Below are 21,743 nucleotides of genomic sequence, written 5' to 3' on the forward strand. Positions count from 1 at the left end.
TCACCCACCCGCACTCGCGGCCGCACCACTCCACCGCTCGTCGAGCTCGGCAAGATACCCCTCCAACGACCCCTTCTGCGCCCCCCGCGCAATATCGACAAGCTTCTGCCGATAATCCGGCTTGCTGAACCCGATCTCCGCCGCATTGTCGATGGCATTGACCCGCGCCGTCTCGGCCTCCGACCGCTCGATGTACCTGACATCGTTGTCCTCGTAGGACTTCAGCGTCACCGGCATCGGCGCGGAGCGCACCGCGGAGACCGCCCCCTCCTTGGCCGCGTACCCGGACTTCCCGGTGAACCAGTCGATCCACGCCCGAGCGGCAGCCTTGTGCTCGGAATGGATATTCACGGCCTGCTGGTAATCGGAGAGCAGGGTCGCGCAGAACTTCCCGTCCTTCTGCACGGGGAACGGCATGAACCCGATGTCGTCCGGGTTCTCACCCGCCTTCTTCGCGGCGTCCTGCATCTGCGTGACGGCCCAGGAGCCGAGCAGCATGCTCGATATCTTCCCCTTGGCCAGCAGGTTCTTGGAGTTCTCCCAGTTGGTGGTGGTCGGGTCCTTCTCGGCGTACTTGTCGTGGACGATGTCGTAAAGCAGCGTGTCGATGACGTTGAGGTCGCTGCCCTCCGCCCACGGCTTCTTGTCGTCGGCGAGTTTGTCGTTGGCGAGCACGTCGCAGCTCACCGAGCCGATGGAGTTGGACCAGGGACTGCTGAGCGGCCAGCCGTCCTTGAAGTTCGTGTAGTACGGCACCGAGTCCGTCTTCCCCTTGACGGCCTTGAGGTCGTCGAGCAACTCCTGTGGTTTTGTTGGCCACTTGGTGATGCCGGCCTTCTTCCACACGGCCTTGTTGTAGAGGAATCCATTGACCGTGCCGAAGCTCGCGATGCCGTACGTCTTCCCCTTCACGTCCGTCTTTCCGGTGAAGCGGTACGTCTTCTTCAGGTCCGAGGTGTCACCGAGCGGGGCGAAGAACTTCGGGTAGTCGTTCTTGGCGATGACGCCGGGGATCATCAGCACGTCACCGTAGTTCTCGGTGTTCATGCGGATCTTGACTTCGCCCTCGTAGTCGGTGATGCCCTCGAACTTGACCTTCACCTTGGGGTACGTCTTGTTGAACTCGGCGGCGTACTTCTTCATCGCGCCGCTCTGTACGAGATCGGTGCGGTGGGTCAGGACGGTGATGCTGCCCGACACGTCCTTGGGATCGGTCGGAGCCTTCGCCTCCCCTCCCGTCCCCGTGCTTCCTCCACTGCACCCCGCGACGGCCAGCATCGCGGTGGCGAGCAGCGCGACGCCCAACGGCTTGCTCGGCTTCATCCTCATGTGCCCCACTCCTTCGCGGGTTTTGACGGCTCCGGCCCAGCGGCTGACGGCACTATGGCAGCGAACGGTGAACCGGTAAAGCCCTTTGGTACGACAAGACCGCAAAGAGCCTTCAGAGAAGGGGACTAGACCGGTTCACTGAACCGGAGTTAGGTTGGCGCTGAACTCGAACTCAGGCCTGCCGTACGCCCGATGGGAGCCGCACCATGAAGGACGCCGTCCAGCTCGGCGAGGACTGGAGCCTCGATCACGACGGGACCGGGATCCCCGCCCGCGTCCCCGGCTGTGTCCACACCGACCTGCTGGCCGCAGACCTGATCCCGGACCCGTTCCTCGGCACGAACGAGCACGAGGTCGAGTGGGTGGGCCGGCGATCCTGGACGTACACACGCCCGCTGGACGCGACTCAAAGTGCCCACGAGCGGGCCGATTTGGTATTCGACGGCATCGACACGGCGGCCCGCATCACTCTCGACGGGCAGTCGCTCGCCCGCACGCGCAACATGCACCGCTCGTACCGTTTCGACGTCACCGGCCGCTCCGGCGAGCTGCGGGTGGAGTTCGCCTCTGCCTACGAAGAGGCCGCCGCCATACGGGAGTTGACCGGCGAGCGCCCCAACGTCTATCCCGCGCCGTCGCAGTACATCCGCAAGATGGCCTGCTCCTTCGGCTGGGACTGGGGGCCCACCGTGGTGACGGCGGGCCTGTGGCGCCCGGTCCGGATCGAGCGCTGGTCGACGGCACGCCTCGCGAAGGTCCGTCCACTGGTTACGGTCGACGGCACAACAGGACGCGTAGAGCTACGAGTTGACTTGGAGCGCACCGAACGTGGCTCCGGACGACCACTGACGGCGCGGGCCTCGGTGGCGGGCGTCGAGACACACGTATCCGTGGAGGGTGACGCGGCCACACTCGCCCTGGACGTCCCCGACGTACACCTCTGGTGGCCACGCGGATACGGCGAACAGCCACTGTACGACGTCGAGTTGACGCTTCTCGACGACACGGGAACGGCCGAGCTGGACACCTGGCAGCACCGCATCGGCTTTCGCACCGTCGAGATCGACCAGAGCGCCGACGACCACGGCACCGGCTTCACCTTCGTCGTCAACGGCGTCCGCGTCTTCGTACGCGGCATCAACTGGATCCCCGACGACGTCCTGCCCTCCCGCGTCACCCCGGAGCGCTATCGCACCCGCCTCACCCAGGCCGCCGAGGCGAACGTCGATCTCGTCCGCATCTGGGGCGGCGGCATCTACGAGGACGACGCCTTCTACGACGTGTGCGACGAGCTGGGCCTCATGGTCTGGCAGGACTTCCCCTTCGCCTGCTCCGCCTACCCGGAGGAGCAGCCACTGCGCGGCGAGGTGGAGGCCGAGGCGCGCGAGAACGTGGTGCGCCTGATGCCGCACCCCAGCCTCGTCCTGTGGAACGGCAACAACGAGAACCTGTGGGGCTTTCGCGAGTGGGGCTGGGAGGACGAACTCGCCGGCAACTCCTGGGGCGAGGGCTACTACCTCGGCCTCCTGCCGCGCGTAGTCGCGGAGTTGGACCCCACGCGCGCGTACACCGCCGGCAGCCCCTGGTCCGGCTCCTGGGACCACCACCCCAACGACCCCGAGCACGGCACGTTCCACTCGTGGGAGGTGTGGAACCGGCTCGACTACACCGAGTACCGGAACGAAGTCCCGCGCTTCGTCGCCGAGTTCGGCTGGCAGGCGCCGCCCGCGGTGACCACACTGCGCCGCACCCTGCCCGGCGAGCGACTCGCGCCGGACTCCCCCGGCATGCTGCACCACCAGAAGGCGGAGGACGGGAACGGCAAGCTTCAACGCGGCCTGGAGCGTCATTTCGCCGCGCCCGAGGGCGACTTCGACCGCTGGCACTATCTGACGCAGGTCGTGCAGGCCCGCGCCGTCGCCACCGGCATCGAGCACTGGCGCGCCAACTGGCCGCGCTGCGCGGGCACCGTCGTATGGCAGCTCAACGACTGCTGGCCGGTCAGCTCCTGGTCCGCGGTCGACGGTGACGGCCGCCTCAAGCCGCTCCACCACGAGTTGCGCCGGGTGTACGCGGACCGACTCCTCAGCCTCCAGCCGGCGGTTGGTGAACCGGAGTTGGTGCTGTCCAACCTGGGCGCCACGCCCTGGACCACCACCGTCACCCTGCGCCTCATGCGCGCCGACGGGACCATGGCCGGGCAGACCCGGCTGCGGGCCACCGCGGGCGCGCGTCAGGTGACGCGGGTGCCGGTGCCACGCTCACTGGCGCCCGCGCCGGATTCGGCGAAGGAGTTCCTGGTGGCGGACGCCGACGGCCTGCGTGCACTGCACTTCCCCGTACGGGACAAGGAGTTCGGCTACCCCGAGCCCCGCTTCACGGTCGTGACGGAGACCGTCGGCGGGGACCCGGATACAGTCGACGTCGTGGTGACCGCCCAGACCCTCGTACGCGACCTGCTGCTCCAGCCCGACCGTGTCGCCCCGCAGGCACGCGCCGACCGAGGCCTGGTCACGCTGCTGCCCGGCGAACGCGCCCGGATCCGCCTCACCGGCGCACGCGGCGCGGGAGCCAACGCCGTCCGCGCCGCCCTCTTCTGCGTGGAACCGGCGTGAGCGCCCCCATCCGGAACGTCACCATCAAGGACGTCGCGGCGGCTGCGGGGGTCTCCAAGGGCGCGGTGTCGATCGCGTTCAACCAGAAGCCGGGGCTCTCGGAGTCCACCCGCGAGCGGATCTTCGCCGCCGCACGGGAGTTGGGCTGGGCGCCGAACTCCTCGGCACGCAGCCTCTCCCGGCGCACCACGGACACGATCGGGCTCGCCCTGTGCCGTCCGGCCCGGCTGCTCGGCCTCGAACCGTTCTACATGGAGTTCATCTCCGGCATCGAGAGCGTCCTGGCCGAACACTCCTGTTCCCTACTCCTCCGCCTGGTCAGCAGCCTGGAGGAGGAGATCGCGCTCCAGGAGACGTGGTGGCGCGAACGGCAGATCGGCGGCAGCGTGCTCGTCGACTTCCACCAGGACGACCCGCGCGTCGAACTACTCACCCGCCTCGGCCTCCCGGCCGTCGCGGTCGGCCACCCGGACCTCACGGGTGGCCTGCCCTCCGTGTGGACCGACGACGCCACCGCGATGACGGAGGCCGTCCGCTATCTCGCGGCGCTCGGCCACCGCAGGATCGCCCGCGTCGGCGGCCCGGCCGACCTCGGGCACAGCGCGATCCGCGAGGAGGCGTTCCAGTCGACGCTGCGCGGGCTCGGCCTCGACGCGAGCCTGCACCTCACCACCGGCTTCGCGGACGAGGAGGGGGCCCGCGCCACGCGCTCCCTCCTGCTGCGCCCCGACCGCCCGACCGCGATCGTCTACGACAACGACATCATGGCGGTGGCCGGGCTCGGGGTCGCCGCGGAAATGGGGGTGGCGGTCCCGGACGAGCTCTCGCTCCTTGCCTGGGACGACTCCCAGCTCTGCCGCCTCACCCACCCCACGCTGTCCGCGATGAGCCACGACGTGCACAGCTTCGGGGCGCAGGTCACCCGCGTCCTCTTCGACATCATCGCGGGCAACCCGGCGAACCCGGGCCCGGTGCCGACACCTTCGCTGACACCGCGGGGCTCGACGGCGCCGCCTCGGGGGTGACGTCAGTTTCGACGGGCATACGACGCAAGACGCTCGGCGAACTCACCTACGAGCTCGCGGAGTTCGGCGGGCCGCTCGACGACGAACGGCCGGTCGAGCGAGGCGAGCACCGGGGGCAGCCAGTCGAGCCGCTGCGCCCGTAGCTCGACGCACCTACGGCGCTCGGCGGCGGGCTCGGCCTCATCCAACACCGCGACACTCGCAGGGAGTTGAGCCCGAATCTGCTCGACGGTTCCATGGATCCGCAGAGTCACCTCGTACCGGTACGCGGCCGTGGCAAGCCCCGCCAGCACGCGCTGCGCCGGCTCTGGCCCGTCACCCTCCTCGGGCGCCTCGAACGTCCCCGGCAGCGCCCTCGCGTCCACGATCCGGTCGAGCCGCAGGGTCCGGTCCTCGCCGAGCCCGGCGTCCCGACCGGCGACGTACCACCGGCCGGCGTGGGCGACGATCCCGTACGGATGGAGCGTGCGCTCGCTGCGCCGCCCCTCCCCGTCGACGTACCGGATCGAGACGGGGCGCCGGTGGCGCACCGCGTCGGCGAGGGTGAGCAGCACCTCGGAGTCCGGGGCGGGGGCCCGCTCGCCAGGCCGCTCCGTGAAGGCGAGCGAGTCCAGGAGTGTGTCGAGCCGCCTGGCGACCGGCTTGGGCAGCACCCGCCGGATCTTCGCCGCGGCCGTCTCGCTCGCCGTGTCCCCCGCCGCCGTCAGCCCCGCCCGCCGGCCGGCGATCAGGCCGAGCAGCACGGCCAGCGCCTCGTCGTCGCTCAGCATGAGCGGGGGCAGCCGGTAACCGGGGCCCAGCCGGTACCCGCCATAGCGGCCGCGCACCGACTCCACGGGCACGTCGAGGTCGATGAGGTGGTCGACGTACCGCCGCACGGTGCGCCCGTCGACGCCGAGCCGGTCGGCGAGTTCGGCGACGGTCCGGGTGCCGCCGGACTGCAACAACTCCAGGAGGGTGAGCACACGGCCGGCAGGTCGGGACATCCCCGCAGACTAACGCGCCGCTCCCGAATACCGGACCGATTCTGTCCCCTATCCGTCCTAGCCTGCGAAGCACCCGACCCGCCAGAGCTCAGGGAGACCTCATGGACTTCGTATCGATCCGCATCATCACGGCCGACGTCGCACGCCTCGTCGAGTTCTACGAACGGGCCACGGGCGTGCGGGCGACGTGGGCGACCGAGGACTTCGCCGAACTACGCACGCCGGGCGCCACGCTCGCGATCGCCAGCACCCGCACGGTCCCGCTGTTCGCCCCGGACTCGGCCCGCCCGGCGGCCAACCACAGCGTGATCACCGAGTTCCTCGTCGCCGACGTGGACCGCACCCACAAGGACCTGACCGACTACGTGACGGACTTCGTCACCGAGCCCACCACAATGCCCTGGGGCAACCGCTCCCTCCTCTTCCGCGACCCCGACGGCAACCTGGTCAACTTCTTCACCCCGGTCACCGCGGAGGCGGTCGCGAAGTTCGGGCGGTGACGCCCGCACTCCGAGCGCCGCCAAGCCCGCGACGAGCGTCAGGCGTCCTTCTTCACCGGCTCCAGAATCGCCACGCACTCCACGTGATGCGTCATCGGAAGCATGTCACCCAGGTGAACTCAGAGAAACCGCAGGTCAGGTCCGTCCCTCGCCTCCGTCTTGGGGCCACCAGGTGCGAAGAGCGTCAAACAAGCGTCACGGCGGACGCCCAGTGATCCCAGCAAGCGGTGCACCAGACTCCGTCCCCGTGGTCAGGTTCAGGCTTCGGCGCTCACACGAGCGACCTCGCTCAGGAAGCGGATGACGTGCTCCCCGCCGGCTTCGGTCCGGCCACCGGAAGCACGTACTCACCGGCGAGACGCGCCAAGTGCAGCGGGAGAGGCCGGGCGAGCGGCGGGTAGTCGTCGTGGTAACGCAGCTGGTGCGTGAGCGTCGCCCACTCCGCCGGCCGGTCGGGCGGGTCACCCGCACGTCCCGAGTCCATCAGCGCCTTCTCCGACAGACAGCCGAGCACGGTGATCTCCAGTTGTGCGGGGTTCCACGCGGTCTTCCCGGGCGCTGTCCGGCCCTGTGCCGTGGGCGCCAGCTTCATGAGCCCCTTCGGCAGTTTCGCCACCGTGTGCGGCTTCGAGGCGGTACTCGCGAAGACACGGCCCTCCGTATCCGCCGTCCCCCACACACCCTCGGCGAAGCCGACCCCGTCCTCGGTGTCGTGGGCGTACCACTCCGCCACTTCGCCCCGGGCGTTGGCGTCCCGTACGAGCAGCACCCGCAGGTCGTGGCCGTAGAGCGTGTGCCGCTGGGCGGGTTCGGCCCCGAAGCCGAGCATGTCGCGGTCCAGTGCACCGTTGCGCAGGCCAGGCCAGCACTGGCGTAGATTTCCGGCGTCCGCCAGCAGCAGCGTCGGGCGGTCGCGGAGCTGGAAGAGCAGTGCCCGGATCTGCCGCTCGGTCTCCCGCTGCCTGTCCTGCTCCACGCCCTGGCGGGCAGCGGGCCGGGATCCTCCCGGGGCTGCCGAGTCATCGACGAGCTTCCCCGTGCCGGTCTCCTTCCCGCCGCTCGCCGCCGGTTCCCGTGCCTGGGAGAGCAGCAGCAACAGCTTCGGATACGGCACCCATTCGGCTCGTTCTGCGTCCCACCCCTCGATGACGCCCGGTCCGTCCCCGGGGCGCACCCGCACCGCCACCAGCCGGTGGACGGGGCATCGCGTGGGCCCCTTCCTGGTGTGGCGTACGAGCCAGAGCGCCGCGTACTGAAGGTCGCCCGGAATGCCGGCTCCCACCCGATGGGCGGGCGGGCTGATCGCGCCCAGCTGCCGGAAGGCGTCCAGCCAGGTCCACCTGGCCCGGTGTTCCAGAGCGCTGTCGGTGTCGTCGGGCGAGTTCACGAACTGGGTCAGCCGTCCCTGCCGTGTCCAGGCGATGCGCAGCGCGTGCTTGGGGTCGGAGTCCGGGACGGCGGCGAAGCGCTCCTTGCCGGCGATCTCCGTGATCACGACTCCGGCCCCGCCGAGGAGCGGGTCCGCCTGGTCCGCCACGAGCCCGCAGCGCCCTTCGATGGCCTCGGCCAGCCGGACGGCCCTGAGGCGCCTGCGGGTTCGGGTGGTCGGCAGGGCGTCGGCCAAGGGTCCCGCGGGCCGGGCCCGGACGCGGATGTCGACCCCCTCGCACTGCCACTGCCAGGTCTCCCCGTCGGCCGACGGCACTTGCTGCCCGGCGGGAAGACCAATGAGCTTGGGCAGCTCGGTGAGCAGCGCCACACGGGTTTCCGGGGACTGCCAGAAGACGTCGATCTCCAGGGGGCGGCCGTTCAGTGCGCGTGTCAGCGCCGCCCGCCGTTGCAGAGCCAGCTGGGCGTCGCGGACGCCCGGGACGCGTCCGGCGCCGGAACGGGGCAGCAGGGAAGGTGTGTTGCTCCGGGAGACGCGCGTGAGGTCGGGGACCCGGGTCAGCAGGGGGCGCAGCCCTTCCTCGACCCAGGCGTCCAGATCCGCCCGCTCCCGTGGCATCAGCCCGGGTCCGACCTCGTGCGGGCCGATCGACGGGTGGTAGACGATGCCGGCGGCCACGTCCCCGGAACCGTTGATCCAGCGTTCGGGGTCGGAGAAGAGCGCTTCGGGCCGGGGATAGTTGCGCACGATGTCCAGCTCGGGCACGAGCGGTGCGGGGCTGTGCCGACGCCAGGCCAGTTCCTTCGACCGCCGGTCGTAGCCCAGCGTGTTCACCATCAGCCGGTGGCCCCGGTCCGGCCCTTCCGGCCATGGCAGTGGAGCGTCGAGCAGGACGGTCGTACCGCCGAGCTGGTGGGGGCGTACGTCCAGTCGGGTGGCCCACCGGCGTACCTGGGTGGACACATGGACGCGGAACCGCGGGGCGAACGGCACGGTGTGGACGGTGATGGTGAGGCAGGCCGAGTAGTACCAGGTCTGCCGTCGGCGCTCGTATCGCTGAGGCGGCCAGGAGACAAGTCGCGCGCCGTCACCCGAGCTCTCGACGCGGAAGTGGAGTGTGGTGCCGCCCGTGCGGAACGTCCGGGCGGCCAGCCGGAAGGCAATCCACTCGGGCAGTAGGCTGTAGAGCCGCGCAGCGGGTTCGGCGGTTCCGCCCGCCGAGAGCACGCTCTCGGCGAGGTCCACCGGTTCCGTTTCCCAGTGGGGCAGACGTAACGTCTCGGCCGGGTCACCGGAGCGGAGCCGCTCCTCGAGATCGGCGCCCTCCGAGTCGTCGTCCTCCCGGTGCATGCCCGCCGCCCAAGCTCCTACCACCGGGGCCAGCACGTCCGGCGGGACGGCTTCCCGCGCGTAGAGCCACGGCAGACGGCCATCCGTCCCGGCGTTGCGGCCAGTCGCGATGACGCCTGGCGCCATCGCCTGGAGGAGGGAGTTGAGCCTGCGCACTGGGAGCCGGTGGGGGTGGACGGAGTTCTTGTCCGCCTCGGCACGCATCCCGGTGAGCTCGGCGTGCAGGTCCTCGCCGAGCCGCAGCACTTTCATCTCCTCCCGCCAGGGTCCGTGGAGCGGGTCGGGTTCGTAGGCCGCGACGCGAATGTGGTGGTACACGGAATTACCTCCTGGGACAGGGGTTCGGTGCTTACGGGTGGGCGGGTACGGCGGCGAGCAGGCGGGTGAGCATGCTGCGCAGTGGCGCGTACAGGGCGCGGACGATGAACTGCTCCTCCGCGGTCGTCGTGCCGCCGTCGAAATACGGGTCCAGGACGGCGAGGACGCTGTGCAGCAGACTGGATTCGGGAGTGTCGGGCCGCGCCGGTACGGCGCCGCGGTTGGGGGCGAAGGCGGCGTCGACGAAGACCACCCGGGCCGGTACGCCACCGCGTACCAGTCGCCCGATCACCTGCCACAACAGGACCAGCATGTCCCAGGTGACCTGTTCCCGTACATCGTCGTCGAGACGGCTCCACGCCATCGAACGGGCGAGTACCTGGTACCAGTACGAACGGGCGAGGCGGCGGAACTCCTCCGCTCCTTCCTCGACGGTGGGTTTTCCCTGCACCAGGGTGGCGAAGTCACCGCCGGTGACGGCGCGGACGACCCAGTCGTTGACGGCATTGACGGCCAAGTGGAGGTCCTCTGGGTGCGGATGGGGCCGTGCCAGGAAGTAGACCGTGCCGATGGCCGCCTCGTCGTCCTCGTTGAGGATGTTGTGGCCGCGTTCCAGCGCAAGCAGGGGCGCCACCAGGATGTCCGCCTCGAGGTCCTTCAGGTGCTCGACGTCGCCCCGGCGCAGTGATCGGGCGTGGTAGGCGGACGGCGCCTCGTCCTCCGCGGTGATCTCCTCATCGTCCGACACCAGGCACAGCACCTTGTTGCGCCAGCGGACGTTGAGGTTGTGCAGTGTGTCGGCCACCACACGTGCCTCGGCATAGCTGCCGACCAGCAGAAGGATCTGGTCGCGCCCTGGAGGAAGAGAGAGCAACTCCTGCTGGAGCGGACCGCCGCCAGTGACCTCGTACTCGTCTCCGCCCTCACCTAAATGGCACGCGATGCGGCGCAGCTTCTCCGGGCGGTCGTCCGGGTGGGTTCCCGACATGCGCAGTTTCTCGTCGCCGTCGTCGATGAACTCGAAGCGCATGGAGCTCTCGTTGGCGATGCGTTCGGTCGCCTCGGCCGGTGGTTCGATGACCACACCGACCGGGACACAGACGTGGTAGCGGCTGGACGCGCCCGCCCAGCTACTGCCCGACATGAGCAGCAAGTGGGCACCGGGCCTGCCGTCTACGGAGGTGAGATCGGGGATGGCGCGCAGCAGCTCACGCCCGACACCGCTGCACCGGAAGAAGGTCAGTTCGCCGCTGCGGACTCCACCCTTGTCCTCACCCGGGACCCGGAACTGGAAGCCGAGCACATTGCCCATCGGGGCCTCGGGCACCATCGGGCCGTAGTCGAGCGGCCGGCGGTACATCGTGTTGAAGCCCAGGCTGAGGGAAGCCTCGACGCGGGGCCACATGGCGTTGATCATGGCGAGCCGTGGTTCCAGGGCGCTGAGCAACAGTGTGAACTCGAAGCGCTCCGCGAGTTGCTTCCGCCATTCCTCGGGAGTCTGGGGCGGAGTCTTGGGCTTCCTACGGCGCCCGCGCTTCTTCTCCTGTTCTTCCTCCTCGCGCCGCCACTCGTCGTACGCCTCTTGGTACTTCCGCTGCCGGGCAGCCATGTACTTCGGGTCGATGGCGAAGACCTCGTCCATGACCTCGGTAAGGCGGCGCCGGGTGTTCTCCGGATTTCCGGTGTGGAGCAGTTCGTTGAGGAGGGCGGTAAGCCGACTGAAGTCCTCCTCCGTCCTGCGGTGACGGTCACCGAAGGGGTTGTCCCGGAACGCGTCGAGCAGTTTTCCGAGAGTCTCGCGGGGGGCGTGATGAGGGTGGTCCGGACCGCTGTCGTCGGGGAGTTCGTAGCGTTCGTCGAGGAGCCCCAGCTGGAGCGTCCAGGCGCTGAAGTAGCCCGTCCGCACCCACTTGCGCAGCTCGTACCCGGCGACGAGCATCGCGTACAGCCGGTCGGTGGCCGCGCCTGCGGTGTTGAGGGCGGCGGCGAAGGTATCGACGTCCCGTTCGGAGAGCTGGGTGCGTCCGCCGGCCGCGAGTTCCCGGATCTTGTGCCGGCTCAGCTGGTCGATGAGGCCCTTGTCCTCGTCGCTGGCGAGGACCACGGCGGGTGCGAAGGTCCGGTCGAGCTGCATCTGGACACGGTCGGCCTCGTCGATGATCACGAGGTCACTACGGCGGCAGGCGAGTTCGAGGAAGCGGATGCGCTCGCCGTTCTGAGGGCGGGGCGGCGAGGCGTCGATCAGCCCGGCCGGGGTGGCCACCCAGATCAGGGCGCCGACCAGGGTCCGAGCTCCGTGGTGACGTGGACAGGCGGACCAGTACGGGCAGCTCGTCACCCTCTTCTGCCACGCGGAGTGCCGTCCGTCGCTCGGGTTACGCCGCAGGGCCGAGGGGGGTCGGAGCCGGGAGCAGGGTGCCTCACCGTAGGCGAGGGGGTCGGTCGTCGACGTGGCGTCCTGCCGTCTGACGTTGAGCAGGCAGGACGTGCCGAGGTAGACGAAGGCGGGGTCGTCGTGGGCGAGCAGTCGGTGCTCGCCGCGGCCCGCCAGCCGACGGTGCAACCGCTGGGCGTGCCGCTCACGACCCGAGGAGCCGAGCACGGGTGCGGCGGCGCCGTCGGTGTAGAGGTCGTAGAGCCGGACGAGCTTCAGCACCTCCGCGACATCGGTGACGACGATGGTGGTGCGCTTGCCCAGCTTGGCGAGATGGACGGCGATGATGTCGCGCAGTGTGCTCTTGCCGGCGCCGACGATGCCGAGCAGGTGCTGGATGCCGTCGACCGTGAAGGCGAAGTCCTCGTCCTTTCTCGCCTTGTGGAAGGTTCCGTTCTCCTTGGTGGACAGGTCGAACGACCGTAGCCGCTCCAGCCACCGTGGTGCCCGGCCCTTGCCGGAGCGAGCGTGTTGGGCGTCCATCTCCGCCGCCGTGCGCTCCAGGTCCTCCCTGGTGAAGATCAAGGGCTCGCCGCCGCCGGCCGGTTCCAGGTCCATGTCGTGGGCGACGAGGGGGATGCGGGGGACCGGCGGCAGGTCGACGACGGCCATGGTGCGACTGACGGAAAAGGCGTGCGGGCCCTGACCCGCGACCGGCAGGCCCCTGCCCGCCAGCGGCGGTGCGGCACGCAGCAGTTGCTCGTAGACGGCGAAGCGGTCGCCGGCGACGGAGAGGTCGCGGCGGGCAGCGGGTGTCTCGGCGTCCGGTACGTCGTAGGCGCGCACCCTGGGGTCGAACCTCTGGTAGGTGTCCAGCGCCTCGAGCCAGGTACGGCTCCGGCGCAGCGTCCACAGCGAGTACCTGGCGATACGCAGGGTCTTCGCCGCATCGGATGGCAGCGGTGCCCGGTGCGCCTCGGCGAACCCGTACCCGCTGAACAGCACCCAGGCGCTGCCCGCGGGGCTGCCCGGCATCATCTTCTGCTGGAGATACAGGCCGAGTTCGACCTGGCAGAGGGCTTCCAGCGCGGGCTGGGGCACGGAGGACCCCAGGAATGCTTTGAGCGCGTTGAACACGTCGGTCAAGGGCGGGGTGATGCTACGCATCGTCCTTCTCCTCTCGCCGGGCCTGTCCCAGGTCGGGCACGAGGTCCATGGGGGTGGTGAGCATCAGCCGATCCCGCAGGAGCGCGGGAAGCGCATCGGTGAAGGCCTGCCGGTAGCCGTCCCGTCCGGCGAGCGCGTCGGGAACCACGACGAGGGTGCGGTCCGCGAGGGGTGTGTTGTCGGTGAGATGGGCTGCGAGGAGCGCCGGCTGCAAGCGGTCGTACACCTGGATGTCCACGATGCGGGGGCCGGTATCCCTGAGCCGGTAGGCGGGCAGAAGACCGGGCAGGGGCTCGTACGCGACTTCGGCGCGCTCCAGTGCCTCCCGGGCGGCTTCGTCGGTGCGGTGCGGCAGTACGAGGTACCACCGCAGCGAGCGCTGCAGGATCCACGCCTGGTCCGGCTCACGGATGAGCCGCTGAGGGGCATCGCACGGGCAACCCTCCCCCTCGCACCAGGCTTCCGCGCCGGTGCCGGACGGCCCGGGTACGGGCACGGCACTGTCCCGGGGTAGCGCGGGGAGCCTGCACGAGGGGCAGTACAGGAAGTCTCCGTCAACGAGCAGAAACTCGGGCAACGGACCGTAGAGGCTCTTGACCCGGCTCCAGACGGCCCTGTTCCAACCCGACGCGAAGCGGTCCTGCTGGTGGACGACCGGGTGACGCGCCAGGAACACCCGGCACTGCCGGTAGCGCTCTTCCGTTCCACTCCGCGCGTGCAGGTCCCCGAGGAGCGCGCGGGCGTGGCCCGCCACACCTCCGTCCGGTCCGTGCGAGGCCACCTCGAGACACGACCGGGTCGGCATCCGGCCGACCTGGTGCACCAGCGTGGTGCCCGGCGAGACCTGGGAGGAGGGGACCGCGAAGAGTGGGTCGTCGGACGGCCTGGTCCGGCACCACTCCCACAGCTCCGGAAGACTCCTCGGCGGCGCCTCCCCCGCATCGAGGCAGCGCATCACCGTGTGATCCAGCGCCCGCTGGGCGAGGCCGGGATAGGGCAGGGTGAAGGAGCGGAGCCCTTGGACCTCGGAGAGAGCCGCCACCATGCGGGCGAGTTCGCCGAAGAGGTCGCTGCCCACGCCCTCGGGCGCCTCATCGGCGTCCGGCCGGTCGGCCCGGCCCGCCGTCCCCGCCCTCATGCCACAGCCTCGCTGACGGACGACGCTGTGCACCAGCGGGCCGCTTCGCACCGCTCGCAGGAGCGTCCGGGCCGGGCCGCGTACTGGTCGTCCCCGTGCCAGTCGGCCACCATCGCCCGCAGCACCTCCTCGGCGGCGACCCGATTGGCCGGGGCGAAGGGATCGATGATCTCCAGGTCGGCGCCGCCGGGGCGCAGCACCTCCAGCTCGACCCGCGCGCGGAACGGATCACCGCCCAGGTCACCGCGGGCGATCAGCACGACGGCCAGGGCCAACTGCGGATAACGCTCCAGCAGGGGGCGGTCGGACCGCCGATCGATGACGGAGGTCTTGGTCTCGCGCCACACCCATGACCCGGCATCCCGGTAGAGCAGGTCGGGCGCGGCCAGGACCACCACGTCGGCGGCTGTGTCGTGCCGCACCACCCGGGGCTCGGTCCGCACATCCGTACCGTCTCCGACATACCGCAGCGGACAGACCGCGGCGTGCCGCCGCAACAGCAGGGCGCCGAGTGCGCGTTCGTGTGCGGGCAGGTCGAATCCCTCCGGTACCCACTCCTCGGGGACCTCGACCGTGCAGGGCCGAGGCGATCCGTGGGCGTGCCGTTCGGCGAGGTAGGCGTGCAGCGCCCGGCCGCGCTCGGCCGTCACCTCGCGTTCGACGGAATCCGCCGTGGGCAGGTGCAGGCGGCGCATATGGTCACGCGCCGGGCAGGTTCGGTAGGACCGCCCGTTGGTGACCGACCAGGTGCGGCGGGGCCGGTCGTGCGCCTCGATGCCCAGCAGTCCGGGCGCTGTGCGCAGGGCCGGGCACACCGACAGGTAGGGGCATCCGCCACAGGCGGACCCCGGGCGGTACTCCCGTCCGTCCAGTACGCCGGCCAGGGCAGCGGGGCCGTGTTCGCGGTACCGGGCACGCGCCTCTTCCCGGCTTCCCGCGAAGAGTTCCCGCGTACGGCCGTCGAAGAGCGCGAACTCCACGATCCGTACGTCCTCCGGCGGTGGCCCGGGGGCGCCCTCGGCCAGCACCAGGGCGGCGGCCGCGGTGAACCCGTCGGGCGGCAGGTCCCGCAGGCGGTGCACGGGCAGACGAAGCTCGCGGTAGGCACCGTCGGGGGAGGCCAGGCAGCGGCCCCACACGGTGAGGCGGTACTCCTGGGCGTCGCGCGGGTCGGGACCGGACGGCCGGTAGCGGTACGTCCACGGCTCGGGCACCTCGTGCAGGGGGCGTTCCGGGTCGAGGGGGAAGGCCGCCTCGTACAACGTAACGCCGTGCTCCGACCAGGTCCGCAGACCGTCGTGCAAGGGCCCGGTACGTGTCCGGGGCGGGTGGCCGGCAGGCCCCGAACGGATGTCGCAGGCAGCCATGAAGGGGCCCAGAGTGAAGTGTTCCAACCGCTCGCGGCGCCGCGGTACGGGGTCGGTGGTGTGGTAACCGCGGGTCTTGAGAGCGTCAGCGGCGGGGCATCGGAACTCTCCCCCCTTGAACATTCCGGCGGATACCGTGATGACGTCGGACGTGCGGGTCACCCCGTCGGGGGGCAGCCATGGCTGTGACATCTCATGCTCCATTTCCGTACGGAAAGGTGAATGGCCGTGAGGGAGATCGAGGAGGTCGGCGATGTGGAGAGGCGCTACGAAGTGCTGGACATCGTCGGCGACGGCGGCCAAGGTGACCTTTTCCTCGGGCGTGACCGCAACAGCGGGCAGAAGGTGGCGTTGAAGCTTCAGAAGGCCCGGGACCTCGGACCCGAGAGCGATTTCCACTGGGCCGGCGATGAACTCCTCGAAGAGGGGGCACGCATGATGATGCTGACGGGAATTCAGGCGATTCCCGAAGTCATCGCCACGGGGACACATCGGCGACGCCGGTGCCTGGTCATGGAATTTGTCGAAGGGCACCAACTGCAGAAGGTCCTGTCGGCGGCCCTGCCCGTTAAGGATCCTGGGACCGTTGCGGCCGTCATCGGCCAACTGTGCGAAATCCTGGCAGAAGTCCACGACCGGAATCTGGTGCACTGCGATCTCAAGCCCGAGAACGTCATCGTGCAGCCGGACGGCCGTCTCCGGCTCATTGACATGGGCCACGCGGTCGTGGCGGATCAGGAGACGGAATACGCACGCGGCACGCGCGGCTGGGCCTCCCCCGAGCAGTCCGACGCGTGCCCGTCAGGTCTGACGCGGCAAGCGGACATCTTCGCACTCGGCTGCATCCTGCTGGAGATGACCGTGATGCGCCTCCCCTACGGCGGACAGGACGAGCGGGCGGAAGAGGGCACCCCGGTGCTGTCGGCCGATCGGCTCGCCAAACTACCTCCGGAGTTCGCCTCCCTGGCACTGTGGATGGTCCGGTGGAAGGCGACGGAACGCCCCGCGGATGTTCGTGAAGTGTTCGATCGGCTCCGCTGCTACCTACCCCAGCTCGGCTCGCAACGGCCATCGAAGCCCCTGCGCCCGGACCCGACCGAGTACTACCGCACACATCTGCCCCGGCTTTGACGGTGAGCCGACGGCCGCCGACCGGGCGGGTCACCTCAGCCCTTCCAGCCGTTCTCGGACCTCCCGCACCCCCTCACCGTCCATCAGCTCACGCAGCATGATGACTCTCTCCAACTCCCGCACCGCCGCGTCGGTGTCGCCGACGGACACCAGGACATCAGCGAAGAGCATCCGTACCTTGTCCTCGTTGGGCCAGTTCTCCTGCTCGCGGTAGATGTCGGAGGCCTGCCGGTACAGAGTGATGGCATCGTCCCGTTCGGAACGGGCCAGGTGCACCTTGGCCAGGGTGAACAGCACATCGGCCAGGCCGCTGCGCTCCGTCGTGCGCTCCACCACGACCAGGGCGTCGGCGCACCGACGGAGCGCCTGCTCGTCCTCGCCCCGGTCGAGGTCGATCGCGCCGAGGACGTTCAGCACAGCCGCCTCCCCGACCCGGTCGGACACCTCCCGGCACAACTCCAGTGCGCGGCCGAGCGCTTCCTCCGCTCCCGTCCGGTCGCCCTGTTTGCGCAGGGTGAGTCCGAGCCGGTGCAGCGTACGGGCCAGACTTAGCCGGCCTTCCGTGCTGCGGTCCTCCTCGCTGAGCCGGATGGCCCTGCGCAGGCTGCCCACAGCCAAGTCGTACTCACCGAGCCGCCAGTGGGTCCCTGCCAGCGACCGGTAGACCATGGCGCAATCGACCGGGCCGGCGACGGTTTCCGCCGCCTCGGCGGCGTCCCGGAGGTTCTGCCGCGCATGATCGAGCAGGCGACGGCGCCACTGGTAGATGACCAGGGCCATCGGAAGCAGCCACACGTACCGGTCGATATGCCGATTGATCGCTAAGCGAATGCCTCGCTGGACGGTGGGGTACTCCTCGTCCAGGAACGCCATCGCCTCCGCGAGGTCCGCGGGGTCGGTGACCCGGACCGCTCCGGGCTCGCCGGTGGGCAGGGTGCGTTCGCGGTCGAGCACCCGGTCGCAGGCTCGGACGTTGTGCAACTGGTGTTCCAGCACCTGCCGTACGGTCGCCCGCTCGGTCTCCGCGTTGTCTCCGTCCGACACCGGCCGCACGTGCCGAAGGGCGAAGGCCCGCACGAGGTCGTGCAGCCCGTAGCGGTCGCCGTGATGTTCCACGAGGTTCGCCGCCACGAGGTCCACCAGAGCCCGGTCGGTACGCGTCCCTTCGTCCACTGCCCGTCCCAGATCCATCACCGCCTCCCAGGAAGCGCTGGGCCCGGGGTGGACGGCGAGCTGCCACAGCAGCAGTCGGGCTTCCTCATTCAGCACGCGCACGGAGCAGTTGAGTGCTGCGCGGACCGACAGGTCGTGCTCGGGCAGGTCCAGGGTGTCCAACATCGCCCGCTTCCGCTCCTCTTTCATCTCTTGCACCAGGAGAGGGAGGGTGTGCAGCGGACGCGCACCACCTTCCAGGATCCGGGCCACCACCACAAGGGCCAGCGGCAGTCGGCCACAGAGGTCGACAAGTTCGCTGAAGGCCATGGCGTGCTTGGCCCGGTCCTCAGCCGACACTTTCTCCTGGAGCACCTCCAGCGCGTCCGCCTCGTGCAGCGGCTCCATCTTGCGGAACAGCACCTTTCTCTCGGACTTCAGCCGCAAGAGGTCGTTACGACTGGTGACGATCACGGCGCAGGTACCGTCTCCGGGAAGCAGCGGCAGCACCTGCTGGGCGCTGAGCGCGTCGTCGAGGACGATGAGCACCGACCGGTGGGCCAGCGCCGACCGCAGCGCGTTACTCTTGCTCTCCGTTCCGGTCACCGTGGTGTAAGGCGGCAGCGCGGCCAGAAAGCCGTCCAGGACCTCGTCCGGTTCGGCGGGCCGCACGTCTCCGTCGGCGAATCCGTTCAGCTCGCCGCACAGCACCCCGTCGGGAAACCGCTCCCGCAGCCGACCGGCGAGGTTCTCGGCCACCGTGGTCTTCCCGACACCCGCCATGCCGCTGATCAGGACCAGCGCCAGATTGCCGGCATCCTGTTCCTCGCACACGGCCTTGAAAAGGTCGCCGATCAGCTCGTCCTGCCCGATCGGCTTGGGCCTACCGCCGGGCAACTGGTCGGGAACGGGGGGCAGGAGCACCCCGCCCGACCGGCGGCTCTCTCCCCGGACCTGGGCGATGGCGGTCTGTACATCGAGATCCGCTTTTCCGTTGCGCTTCTCCCACTTCTTGATGAGCCGCTCAAGTTGGGACCCCGGCAGGTCTGCGTGGGCGAGCAGGTAGAACCGGAAGATCTGGGGTAATTCCGGCGCGCGCTCGAACCATTTCTCCGTCTCCTCTCGCAGCCATTTGACCTCCATGGACTTGTGGGCTGCGTCCAGCCGCGCATACACCGCGGCCATCAACTCGGCCCGTAGCTCCTCCCGACGCAAGTGGAAGCCGGTCTCGGACAGTCCGTGCAGCGGTTCGTCCTCGCCGTTCCACTCCTCCAAGGCCGCACCGAGCAGCTCGAACTGCGCTTTCCAGGTCAGCCCCTCGGCCTGCTTCACCTTTTCGCGAAAACGGAGCAGGTCGACGTCGCCCACCGGGACGCGGAGCGTGCAGTAACCCGACTTGCCGCTATGGGGCACGGACTCCTGGCCCAGCCGCTTCCGCAGGTCGGCGACGACACGGTCAACCCGGACGCCGACATCCTCGTCGCCCTCCCAGAGGACCTCGGCTATTTCCTTCCTGGTACACCGGCAGCCTGGTGAGGTCACCAGGAGGGCGAACAGGGCAGCCACCTTCGACCCTTCGACCACCCTTCTGCCGCCGTTCCCTTCCGCTCGCACCGGGCCCAGCACGCATCCCTCCATCACCCTCCCCCTCACCGCGCCGCAGTCAGTGATCCGGCCCCTCGCCGGCGCTCCTTCATCTGTGCGCCGCGCTGTACCGCTTCACACGCGCTTGCTTCTTCACGCCCCCGAGGACTCAGTCATCCCTCAGTTTTGGCTCTGCGGCCCCGCTTCACCCCCGGGCACGATGGCACCAGCCGCTCGCAGAAGCACGAAACGGCGGCTTAGTCACCCATCGACTCATCAGAGAGGAACCGCGAACCCGATGAACAGCCGTCAGCGCAACCGCCGGGCAGCCCGTCTGCGCCAGTCCCCCGACTGGCCGCCGAGCCGCCGCCGACGGGCGGCCGGCCGGACTGAGGACACCATCCCGGCGACCCGGCCCAACGAAACGCCGGACACCTCGTCCTCCGAGACCGCCTGAGCGCAATAGTTCGTGGGTGCCCGTTCTGTACGGGCACCCACCAGCCTCGCGAACTTCGTCACTGGCGCGCTCGCGGCCTGGCTGCCGCGCTTGTTACACGCTCGTGGTCAAAAGCGGCGTTACCTGGTCGAGAAGACCACTACCGCATGCTCACGCATCAAAGTGAGGCTGGTGGGACTCGTCTCCGCTTGACGCGGATATGAGGCAGTACGTCCCCACCACGGGACCCACCTCGTCCAGCATCTCGGTATCTCCAGCACCTTCGGACCCAGGTTTCTGCAGTCTGAAGAGAGGACATTTCCTGATGTATCCACCGCACAGCAGTGCGTTCGCCTCGGTGAGGCGGCACTTCGACGATCCCCGGACCAGTGACACGGTCTTCGTGCTCGTCCCCACGGACGCCGACGAGGCTGATCCGGTCCGGCTGACCGCCGCCGAGACGCACGAGGCCTTGTACGGCCCCGACTCCGACCCGCAGTTCGCCACCGCGGTCTGGAAGGAGGTCATCCGCACGGCGCAGAGCGACCTGACTCCAGACGGCACGGGGAAACTCCTGGCGATCTGGCTGGCCCTGCCCCGGTTGGCCGGAACGGTCCATCGGGTCTGCACGCGCCTGCGGGCCGACCGGTCGGACGTGGAGGCCGAGATGGTTTTGGCTCTCATGGAGAAGCTGGCGGACCGGGACGGCGCGAGCTGTCTCACCGACTCCTCCCTGCTGCACGCGGCGCGCGCCAGGGCGTGGCATCTCGCCCGGGAAGGGCTGCGGGAACTTCCCTCCACCCAGATTGAACGCATCACCGAGGAGCACGCTTTCACTGCGTCCGGCGAGGTGGCGGACGCTCCAGCGGCGGAGAGCCTGGATGTACGGGTCGACCGTCCGGACGGCCCGGACGGGCTGTGCGCACCGCTGCGTTTCCGGGTGAGCCCGGAGCATCTGCGCCGACAGGGAATTTTCATCGAGACCGACGACGGGTCACAGGACCGTTCGGCGGGTCACAGCCCCGGGAAGAGGCGACGGCCCGGGCGCCGCGCGGACACCCGGCCGGTCCGCCCTGCGGGGAGGCGAGGGTGAAGGACCCGGCAGAGGGCCGCCTCAGTTTCACGGAGATGTTCGACCTGCCCGTCGCAGTGGACCTGCGCACGGCGGCCCGAGCACTCGGAATCGGCTCGACGACCGCGTACCGGCTGATCCGCGAGCACGAGTTCCCCTGCCCCGTCCTCCGCATCGGACGTAGGTACAGGATTCCGACCAACGAGCTGATGCGCGCCCTGGGGATCGAGGACCGCCCGCTGTACAGCGTGGACCCGGAAGAGGACACGGACGATCCGAGCGTCGGCTTCTGACGGTAACCACTGTGCGGCTCCGTGGCATCGGCCACGGAGCCGCACGGCCCTGCCTCCTACGACGGGCCGTTCGCCGCCGACGTGCGCCACACGGTTCTCCACGGCTGCTCGGCAATCGGAGGGCGAAGGGATGCCCTCCTTCTTCGCCGAGCGGTTCGGCGGCCGACAGCCCGCGCGCGTCGGCCAGTTCGTGAACCCGCCGGCGATCACCGACCCGAGCTACGGCGAGGAGGCCCGTCAACCCCGAACCTGCCGGTGAGCCGTCGACGTACGCTTCGACACCCGCGTCATGATCGCCGCGCCCGGCCGGGGCGCGGATCTGAACGGCCCGGCGGCCCAGCCCTATGCACCGCTCGCCACGACCGCCTTAGAGGGGATGCCCCCGAAGGTCCTCGTCGTCGTGGGCACGTAGGACTGGCACCCACCCAATCTTCCCTGACCGGCGGGACTGGGGGAAGCGACGCCCACACGGCGTCGCTCTCAGCGAAGACCAGGTTGGAGTCCCCCGGCAGACTG

The 21,743-nt window shown here is 69.6% G+C and carries 15 protein-coding genes; 8 read left to right on the forward strand and 7 right to left on the reverse strand.

Annotated features, from left to right (window positions below; genetic code table 11):
• Positions 1-1,323 carry an ABC transporter substrate-binding protein gene (locus ACIRHA_RS13570; protein ID WP_403844492.1) on the reverse strand — a complete coding sequence of 441 codons (1,323 nt, stop codon included), beginning with the start codon at positions 1,321-1,323 and terminating at the stop codon, positions 1-3.
• A 212-nt stretch (positions 1,324-1,535) separates the two neighbouring features.
• Here ACIRHA_RS13570 and ACIRHA_RS13575 point away from each other — a divergent pair, with 212 nt between their 5' ends.
• Positions 1,536-3,944: a glycoside hydrolase family 2 protein gene (locus ACIRHA_RS13575; protein ID WP_403844096.1), complete on the forward strand. Its 2,409-nt coding sequence runs from the start codon at positions 1,536-1,538 to the stop codon at positions 3,942-3,944.
• Positions 3,941-4,969, forward strand: coding sequence for a LacI family DNA-binding transcriptional regulator (locus ACIRHA_RS13580; RefSeq protein WP_403844099.1), 1,029 nt, complete (start codon positions 3,941-3,943; stop codon positions 4,967-4,969). The genes ACIRHA_RS13575 and ACIRHA_RS13580 overlap by 4 nt, the downstream gene beginning before the upstream one ends.
• A gap of 2 nt (positions 4,970-4,971) precedes the next feature.
• Here ACIRHA_RS13580 and ACIRHA_RS13585 read toward each other — a convergent pair whose 3' ends face one another.
• Positions 4,972-5,955: a helix-turn-helix transcriptional regulator gene (locus ACIRHA_RS13585; protein ID WP_403844102.1), complete on the reverse strand. Its 984-nt coding sequence runs from the start codon at positions 5,953-5,955 to the stop codon at positions 4,972-4,974.
• Between the two features lie 101 nt (positions 5,956-6,056).
• Between ACIRHA_RS13585 and ACIRHA_RS13590 the strand changes: the two genes are divergently transcribed.
• Positions 6,057-6,455, forward strand: coding sequence for a VOC family protein (locus ACIRHA_RS13590; RefSeq protein WP_403844105.1), 399 nt, complete (start codon positions 6,057-6,059; stop codon positions 6,453-6,455).
• Between the two features lie 289 nt (positions 6,456-6,744).
• Here the strand turns inward: ACIRHA_RS13590 and ACIRHA_RS13595 are convergent, their stop codons facing one another.
• Genes ACIRHA_RS13595 through ACIRHA_RS13610 form a run of 4 tightly spaced genes read right to left on the reverse strand, consistent with a single transcriptional unit; the run spans position 6,745 to position 15,751 of the window.
• A complete protein-coding gene (locus ACIRHA_RS13595; protein ID WP_403844108.1) occupies positions 6,745-9,513 on the reverse strand; it encodes a pPIWI_RE module domain-containing protein in 2,769 nt (922 codons plus the stop codon).
• A gap of 31 nt (positions 9,514-9,544) precedes the next feature.
• Positions 9,545-13,054 (reverse strand): hypothetical protein, encoded by a 3,510-nt coding sequence (locus ACIRHA_RS13600; RefSeq protein WP_403844111.1) that lies wholly within the window; start codon positions 13,052-13,054, stop codon positions 9,545-9,547.
• Positions 13,047-14,192, reverse strand: a complete 1,146-nt coding sequence (locus tag ACIRHA_RS13605) for a hypothetical protein (protein WP_403844114.1) — start codon at positions 14,190-14,192, stop codon at positions 13,047-13,049. The genes ACIRHA_RS13600 and ACIRHA_RS13605 overlap by 8 nt, the downstream gene beginning before the upstream one ends.
• The gene (locus ACIRHA_RS13610) at positions 14,189-15,751 is read right to left on the reverse strand and encodes a PD-(D/E)XK nuclease family protein (RefSeq protein WP_403844117.1); all 1,563 of its coding nucleotides are present in this window, start codon (positions 15,749-15,751) and stop codon (positions 14,189-14,191) included. Before ACIRHA_RS13610 ends, ACIRHA_RS13605 begins: the two co-directional genes overlap by 4 nt.
• 36 nt (positions 15,752-15,787) lie before the next feature.
• Here ACIRHA_RS13610 and ACIRHA_RS13615 point away from each other — a divergent pair, with 36 nt between their 5' ends.
• Positions 15,788-16,690, forward strand: a complete 903-nt coding sequence (locus ACIRHA_RS13615) for a serine/threonine protein kinase (RefSeq protein WP_403844120.1) — start codon at positions 15,788-15,790, stop codon at positions 16,688-16,690.
• A gap of 30 nt (positions 16,691-16,720) precedes the next feature.
• Here ACIRHA_RS13615 and ACIRHA_RS13620 read toward each other — a convergent pair whose 3' ends face one another.
• A complete protein-coding gene (locus ACIRHA_RS13620) occupies positions 16,721-19,255 on the reverse strand; it encodes a tetratricopeptide repeat protein (protein WP_403844123.1) in 2,535 nt (844 codons plus the stop codon).
• Between ACIRHA_RS13620 and ACIRHA_RS13625 the strand changes: the two genes are divergently transcribed.
• From ACIRHA_RS13625 to ACIRHA_RS13640, 4 genes are all read left to right on the forward strand, one after another.
• Positions 19,247-19,378: a hypothetical protein gene (locus tag ACIRHA_RS13625; RefSeq protein WP_403844125.1), complete on the forward strand. Its 132-nt coding sequence runs from the start codon at positions 19,247-19,249 to the stop codon at positions 19,376-19,378. The two genes, ACIRHA_RS13620 and ACIRHA_RS13625, sit on opposite strands and share 9 nt — an antisense overlap.
• 809 nt (positions 19,379-20,187) lie before the next feature.
• On the forward strand, positions 20,188-20,955 hold the full coding sequence (locus ACIRHA_RS13630; RefSeq protein ID WP_403844128.1) for a hypothetical protein: 768 nt from the start codon (positions 20,188-20,190) through the stop codon (positions 20,953-20,955).
• A 35-nt stretch (positions 20,956-20,990) separates the two neighbouring features.
• Positions 20,991-21,227 carry a helix-turn-helix domain-containing protein gene (locus ACIRHA_RS13635; protein ID WP_078992515.1) on the forward strand — a complete coding sequence of 79 codons (237 nt, stop codon included), beginning with the start codon at positions 20,991-20,993 and terminating at the stop codon, positions 21,225-21,227.
• Between the two features lie 130 nt (positions 21,228-21,357).
• On the forward strand, positions 21,358-21,486 hold the full coding sequence (locus ACIRHA_RS13640) for a hypothetical protein (RefSeq protein WP_403844130.1): 129 nt from the start codon (positions 21,358-21,360) through the stop codon (positions 21,484-21,486).
• Positions 21,487-21,743: the final 257 nt, after the last annotated feature.

Origin of the sequence: Streptomyces sp. NPDC102360, assembly GCF_044766085.1 — a bacterium.
Taxonomy (GTDB): domain Bacteria; phylum Actinomycetota; class Actinomycetes; order Streptomycetales; family Streptomycetaceae; genus Streptomyces.

What these genes read in the sequence shown, in the direction of transcription:
- ACIRHA_RS13575 (WP_403844096.1), top strand. Translation starts at nt 1,536, where the DNA reads ATGAAGGACGCCGTCCAGCTCGGCGAGGACTGGAGCCTCGATCACGAC.
- ACIRHA_RS13605 (WP_403844114.1), bottom strand. Translation starts at nt 14,192, where the DNA reads ATGAGGGCGGGGACGGCGGGCCGGGCCGACCGGCCGGACGCCGATGAG.
- ACIRHA_RS13625 (WP_403844125.1), top strand. Translation starts at nt 19,247, where the DNA reads ATGGGGCACGGACTCCTGGCCCAGCCGCTTCCGCAGGTCGGCGACGAC.
- ACIRHA_RS13640 (WP_403844130.1), top strand. Translation starts at nt 21,358, where the DNA reads ATGCCCTCCTTCTTCGCCGAGCGGTTCGGCGGCCGACAGCCCGCGCGC.
- ACIRHA_RS13590 (WP_403844105.1), top strand. Translation starts at nt 6,057, where the DNA reads ATGGACTTCGTATCGATCCGCATCATCACGGCCGACGTCGCACGCCTC.
- ACIRHA_RS13570 (WP_403844492.1), bottom strand. Translation starts at nt 1,323, where the DNA reads ATGAAGCCGAGCAAGCCGTTGGGCGTCGCGCTGCTCGCCACCGCGATG.
- ACIRHA_RS13600 (WP_403844111.1), bottom strand. Translation starts at nt 13,054, where the DNA reads ATGCGTAGCATCACCCCGCCCTTGACCGACGTGTTCAACGCGCTCAAA.
- ACIRHA_RS13635 (WP_078992515.1), top strand. Translation starts at nt 20,991, where the DNA reads ATGTTCGACCTGCCCGTCGCAGTGGACCTGCGCACGGCGGCCCGAGCA.
- ACIRHA_RS13585 (WP_403844102.1), bottom strand. Translation starts at nt 5,955, where the DNA reads ATGTCCCGACCTGCCGGCCGTGTGCTCACCCTCCTGGAGTTGTTGCAG.
- ACIRHA_RS13610 (WP_403844117.1), bottom strand. Translation starts at nt 15,751, where the DNA reads ATGTCACAGCCATGGCTGCCCCCCGACGGGGTGACCCGCACGTCCGAC.
- ACIRHA_RS13630 (WP_403844128.1), top strand. Translation starts at nt 20,188, where the DNA reads ATGTATCCACCGCACAGCAGTGCGTTCGCCTCGGTGAGGCGGCACTTC.